The sequence below is a fragment of the Nostoc sp. KVJ20 genome (assembly GCF_001712795.1).
GTDB lineage: Bacteria > Cyanobacteriota > Cyanobacteriia > Cyanobacteriales > Nostocaceae > Nostoc.
This window is the reverse complement of the sequence record NZ_KV757684.1, coordinates 1-6,217: the sequence shown is the minus strand read 5'-3', so window position 1 is coordinate 6,217 and position 6,217 is coordinate 1. Positions and strand designations below refer to the sequence as shown.

Sequence of the window (6,217 nt, the reverse complement as noted above, 5' to 3'; positions counted from 1 at the left end):
TTCCAACTTCCCTTGATCGTACAGTGCAATCCCCAGGTGACTGTAAGCGATTGCATAGTTTGGGTCGATTTGCAAAGCTTTTTGGTAGGCGGCGATCGCTTGTTCCAACTTCCCTTGACCTTGTTGTAGTGCATTCCCCAGGTTATAGTGAGCGATCGCATAGTTTGGGTCGATTTGCAAAGCTCTTTGGAAGGCGGCGATCGCTTGTTCCAACTTCCCTTGATCGTACAGTGAAATCCCCAGGTTACTGTAAGCGATTGCATCGTTTGGGTCGATTTGCAAAGCTCTTTGGAAGGCGGCGATCGCTTGTTCCAACTTCCCTTGAGCGTGCAGTACATTACCCAGGTTATTGTGAGCGTTTGCATAGTTTGGGTCGATTTGCAAAGCTCTTTGGAAGGCGGCGATCGCTTGTTCCAACTTCCCTTGATCGTACAGTGCAATCCCCAGTTTATTGTGAGCGATTATAGAGTTCGGGTCAAGACGGAGGGCTGCTTTGTACTTGACGGCTGCTTCCTCGAACTTTTTAGCTTCGTGCAAACGATCCGCTTCGTTTATCAGGCTTGTGACTTTATCTTGGCGCTTTTCTTGCTCTTGTGCAATGACTTGCTCCTCAAGCTGAGTTACATCCTCATCCCCGAGTTTTAGCATCTGCTGATAATTCTTTAGTCCTTCACGGCTGTGTTCGCTGAGTGGATACTCCCGTTGCAGGACTTTGATTAATTCTTGCTCGTATCGTCGCAACTTTTGCTGATAGTCCTCCAGTGATACCTCTACCTTTTGAATACTGACAACCTTGAGATACAAATCTCCTCGTTGATTGGTTATCGGGTTAAGTTTACCTTTACCTCGAACCCGCAGTTTCTTACCAGGACTAAAACCAGATGGAACAGTCACAGTAATTGAGCCATCATCCAGTGCAATCTTCTTTTCTGTACCGTAGGTCAATTCAGCAATACTCAGAGGAAGTTCTAGCGTTAAGTCAGTTTGAATTTGATTATTAGGTTGAGATGAAGCATTATCTGTTGCGGGTTTGAGAGCAAGAGGCTTTTGGTTTGCTGAACTGTCTTTGGGTGGTGAGTAATTCGAGCTAGCAACTAATAGCGCCACTTCTTGCCGAATTCCCTTGATAACTTCTAAGAATGCTTCATCTCGGTCACTCCAGCTTTTGATCGGTTTGCGATTACTTGGCAGGGGTGACAATTTATCAATGGGAGGATTGTCCCAATCTGCATGGCGTAGCAATACCGGAATCACACGAGCCTTACCTGCGGCATTTTGTTCTAAGGCTCGTGTAACTTCAACTGTCCAGTGATAGTCTGAAGCAATAAAATCTGGACTCACCAACAGTAGAATTAGCCCAGCCCGTTTAAGGTACTTATTAATTTCATCTTGAAACTCTTGCCCAGCAATAATTTCGCGCTTGTGCCAACTGGTAATAGTTTGTTCACGCAGCAAAGTTGCTAGATGCTTCTCTAGCTCTTCGCGCAGTTCTTCATCTTCTTGGTGATAAGAAATAAAAACTTCAATAGACTTCATAGGAAATATGGCAAGACGTTGGCTGGTTTAAAAGAAAACTACAAAAACTTTTGCTCAATTTCCTCAAGCTGCTGATCTAATCTACTCTGTTCTGTTTGGGTTTCCTGAATTTGCGCTTCTAGCTTAAACTTTGTCGCTGTATCTGTTTCAATGCCGTATGCTTGGCGCAGCCGACCTAATTTTGTGCTAGCCAGGTCATACTGTTGTTGCAGTGAATCCCGTTCTTGCTCGAATCGGCGACGCTGGCGTTCAGTTAAACCCCCACTCGTTGCAGCAGCGCTGGAAGTCGCAGGTATAGTAGTTCCAGAAGCAGTTGAGGAGGAGGGTTTTGATTTAGTAATGTCTTCCACAACTCTGCGAATCCCTTGAGCGACATTTAAAAAAGCCTCATCTTGGTCTTGCCAGGTGGTGACAGGTTTAGCATTTTTGGGGAGTGCTTGCAGTTTACCAAAAGGCGCACCATTCCAGTCTGACGGCTTGAGAATAATCGGAATTACACGAGCTTCCCGCGTTTCATGTCGCTCCATTGCCCGTGTCATTTCTTTATCGAAGCAGTAATCTGAAGCCAGAAAGTTAGCACTCACTAGCAGCAGAATGATATCTGCAATTTCAAGATTGTCATCGATCGCATTTGCCCATTCACTCCCAGCACTGATTTCGCGGTCATGCCAAGCTTCAATAACTCCCTGACGTTTCATCATGCTAAGATGAGTTGCCAACTCGTCTCGTAACGCTTCGTCTTTGTGGGAGTAGGAAAAAAATACTTTAACTGCATTAGACATATTCTTGAATCTACTTCATTAAATAGCTGTATAGGAGTATATAAGTTAATTTTCCCAAAATAAAAGCCCAAACGGAGAATATTTATCTATTCTCTGCGATCGCTATTGGCAAATTCTCTAAAAAGACAAAGCAATTAACTTTTTAACTCGACAATTCGTGTTCCAATTACGAATTACGAATTGGTATTAGCCACCCAAAAATCTGCTCAACCGTCAAATCCAGTGTTAAAAACTTTGGTGTGGGAAGACAATCGCTACCTATCAACTCAATAGGTTCCTGTCCTGGTAAAAATGCTAAAATCAGTCGTTCCTCTGGATCAATTAACCATCCTATCTGAGTACCATGTTTAAGGCAGTGCAAAATATTACTGATAACTTTAGTAGCTCTTTGCTCAGGTGAGAGAATTTCTACAGTCCAGTCGGGATAAATTTCAAAAGCATTGGGTACTTCGCCATCAGCTTCAAAAGGAATTCGTTCCCAAATGAATACAGCAGCATCGGGAATAACAGAACGTTCAGCAAAGCTACAACGCAATTCTGGAAAGGCGAGGGCAATTTGTGAGCTTTCGGCAACTTGATTTACAGCATCACAAAACTTGAGTTGCAGACGAGAGTGTTTGCCTTGAGGCATAGGTTTCTGGTAAATTTGACCGTCAATAAACTCACTGGCAGGCTTGGTTTCTGGCAGTTTGAGGAATTCTTCGAGGGTGAGAGACGAAGGAGTTGCTGTTGTCATCGCCTTGAGTTCAGTATCATTGCCACTCTGCCAAAATTTTATCGTTTATATTTTTTGCTGAGATAAATCCATCAAATTTGCCAGCTTGTAAACTACCCGCGCCCCCACATTACCATCCCACTCAGCATCCCCAACTTCGCAGATATCAAAGCCAATAATTTTTCTGCCACTATTCACCAATTCCCGGAACAGACAAAAAGTTTGCTCTAATTCCAACCCACCTGGAACAGGAGTACCTGTACTCGGACAGAGTTTTGGATCTAGACCATCTACATCAAAGCTAATGTAAACATACTCAGGTAAATGACTGATAATTTCTCGGCATAAATCAATCCAAGTTGTTCCAGAGTAAAGCTTTTGCTTAATAGCTGGGTCGTAATAAGCAATAATGCGACTATCAGATTGGTCAATCATTTGCACTTCATCATGACTAATATCACGCAAACCCACCTGCACCAGCTTGGAAATTTGCGGTATTTTCATCGCATTAAACATGATAGACGCATGAGAAAACTCAAATCCCTCATAAGCATCACGTAAATCTGCGTGGGCATCAATATGCAAAATGCCATAGTTTGAGTATTTAGCCGCTAATGCTTGAAAATAACCTAAAGGTGAACTGTGATCTCCACCAATGACTGCAACTCGCTTACCATGATTAATTGCTTCTTGACAATTTTCAAACAGCCATTGATTAACCTGTTCACCAGCCTGATTAATTTCTGTCAGGACAGGTGTTAAATCTGGTGTATCTGAGAGTTGTTTACCTTGGGCTAATCGCTCAATAATTTTTGCTGCCAAGGTGCGATAATATGTGTTCTTCTCTAAAATATCTTGGGGAATTTCCACCATAAAAATTCCCTGTTTCCAACCATTAGGGTTATCAAAATCGAACAAATCTAGTTGAGTCGAAGCATCGAGAATTCGCTGTGGGCCATTAGCAGTGCCAGCGCCATAGGAAACAGTGACTTCCCACGGCACACCAAAGACAATCAGGTTTGCAGACTCGTAATCGCAAGGCAAACCTAAGAGGTTGCCATTTACTTCACCTACGCCGCTGGGATTGTAGTCTTGTAGTTGATTACTCATCAAATAATCTTCTGGATTTAGGTAGATGGACAGCACGCTGCCTAGTGGACATCTGCATTGTAATACAAACAAACAAAGTAGAAAGTGGGGGAAGAAGAACTATTGATCCATGCCCGAATGGCACTAAGAAAAGGGAAAATCGTTGAGGCAGCAGGGGTACAGAGGAGCGGAGGAGCAGGGGAGAAAGAAGAAATTTTAGGCATTGCGCTCAGATATTTATAAATTCCCCTCTGCCCCCCTGCTCCCCTGCCCCTCTGCAATCCCTACGCCGCTTACCTTTCAGCTTAACTTAGTGCCATTAGATCCATGCCCCATGCCCAATACCCAATTCCCAATAACTATTTACCAATATCTTCATTCCATAGTTCGGGGTTAGCTTCAATAAACTCACTCATCATTTGTTCGCATTCGTCAAGATTAAGATCAATTACTTCCACACCGTGAGATACCATAAATTCTTTAGCACCAGGAAAAGTTCTGGATTCTCCAGCGATGACTTTTTTAATGCCAAATTGTACCACTGCCCCAGCGCACAAGTAACACGGCATTAAGGTTGAATAGAGTGTTGTACCTCTATAACTGCCAACCCTTCCAGCATTGCGGAGACAATCGATTTCGGCATGGGTGACAGGATCGCCGTCTTGCACACGTTTATTGTGTCCTCTGCCGAGAATTTTGCCATCCTTGACAAGAACCGAACCAATGGGAATTCCACCTTCTTGTCTGCCTTGTTTTGCTTCCTGAATTGCAGCTTTGATAAACTCATCCATATTAATAATTCTCCTTTTATGTCAAAACAACTAGTATTAATGGATCACGATGGTGGTGTAGATGATTATCTAGCAACTATGCTGCTGTTGACGATGGATCATATTGAACTCCTTGGTGTTGTCGTCACTCCAGCAGATTGTTACGTTCAACCGGCTGTTAGCGCCACACGTAAAATTATAGATTTGATGGGATTTTCTCATATCCCGGTTGCAGAAAGTACTGTGCGCGGGATTAATCCATTTCCTACTCTCTATCGCCGTGATTCGTTTATCGTTGACCATCTCCCCATTCTCAATCAAAGGGAAACCATCACTACGCCTCTGCTTGCCGAAACAGGTCAAGATTTTATGATCCAGGTGTTACGTGACGCATCAAGCCCCGTAACGTTGATGGTAACGGGGCCGTTGACGACGGTTGCAGTAGCATTGGACAAAGCACCAGACATTGAAGCCAAGATTCACAAGATTGTGTGGATGGGGGGTGCATTAAATGTCCCTGGTAATGTAGAAAAAAGTCTGGAAGCGGGACAAGATGGTTCTGCTGAATGGAATGTTTATTGGGACGCGGTTTCAGCCGCGCGGGTATGGCAAACCCAAATTGAAATTATTATGTGTCCTTTAGATTTAACTAACAATGTCCCTGTCACATCAGAATTAGTGCAAAAAATGGGACGACAACGCCAGTATTCCATATCTGATTTAGCTGGACAATGTTATGCACTAGTTATCCCCCAAGATTATTATTTTTGGGATGTTTTGGCAACAGCTTATTTGGGACATCCAGAATTTTACCAACTGCGCGAATGGGAAACAGAAATTATCACCACTGGCCTTAGTCAGGGGCGTACTAAAGTAGTACCCGGTAGTCGGAAAATTTATGCAATGGATAAAGTCGATAAAGATGCTTTTTATAATTACATTTTGCAGCAATGGGCAAGATAAAAATAAGCCCCTACAGCTTATAGTTTTGCTTCATGAGATAAGAGATCGTTTCCTTAATAGTAATATTCATAGTGTTGCCCAAAGAAATGGCTTAATACCAATTTAATGTGAAGTTGCACATATCTTGATCCCCCTAAATCCCCCTTAAAAAGGGGGACTTTAAATTCCCCCCTTTATAAGGCTACCGTGTATACACAAGTTGAATTACCCCCCTTAATCCCCCCTTGTAAAGGAGGGAAACCGGAAAATCTTGTTCCCTCCCCTTTGCAAGGGGAGGGTTAGGGTCTTTCAAGGGTAGGGGTTTAAAAATCAGGCAGTAGAGAGAGTGATTTGAGACACATGAAGTTGTGGAGGGGAAGTGG

Annotated in this window: 6 protein-coding genes; 1 reads left to right on the top strand and 5 read right to left on the bottom strand. The window is 43.2% G+C overall.

The window, feature by feature from the left end; translation table 11 throughout:
- The 5 genes from A4S05_RS28450 to A4S05_RS28430 all read right to left on the bottom strand — a co-directional run.
- A partial coding sequence (locus tag A4S05_RS28450) for a tetratricopeptide repeat protein (protein WP_141699829.1) occupies window positions 1-1,536 on the bottom strand: 1,536 nt, incomplete at its 3' end.
- 38 nt (window positions 1,537-1,574) lie between these two features.
- Complete coding sequence (locus A4S05_RS28445; protein ID WP_069073139.1) at window positions 1,575-2,318, bottom strand: toll/interleukin-1 receptor domain-containing protein; 744 nt, start codon at window positions 2,316-2,318, stop codon at window positions 1,575-1,577.
- A 166-nt stretch (window positions 2,319-2,484) separates the two neighbouring features.
- Window positions 2,485-3,054 (bottom strand): Uma2 family endonuclease, encoded by a 570-nt coding sequence (locus tag A4S05_RS28440; RefSeq protein WP_069073138.1) that lies wholly within the window; start codon window positions 3,052-3,054, stop codon window positions 2,485-2,487.
- A 45-nt stretch (window positions 3,055-3,099) separates the two neighbouring features.
- Window positions 3,100-4,143: an agmatinase SpeB gene (gene speB / locus A4S05_RS28435; protein WP_069073140.1), complete on the bottom strand. Its 1,044-nt coding sequence runs from the start codon at window positions 4,141-4,143 to the stop codon at window positions 3,100-3,102.
- Window positions 4,144-4,481: 338 nt separating this feature from the next.
- Window positions 4,482-4,913, bottom strand: a complete 432-nt coding sequence (locus A4S05_RS28430) for a nucleoside deaminase (protein ID WP_069073137.1) — start codon at window positions 4,911-4,913, stop codon at window positions 4,482-4,484.
- An 18-nt stretch (window positions 4,914-4,931) separates the two neighbouring features.
- Here A4S05_RS28430 and A4S05_RS28425 point away from each other — a divergent pair, with 18 nt between their 5' ends.
- On the top strand, window positions 4,932-5,855 hold the full coding sequence (locus A4S05_RS28425; RefSeq protein ID WP_069073136.1) for a nucleoside hydrolase: 924 nt from the start codon (window positions 4,932-4,934) through the stop codon (window positions 5,853-5,855).
- The last annotated feature ends 362 nt before the right edge of the window (window positions 5,856-6,217 follow it).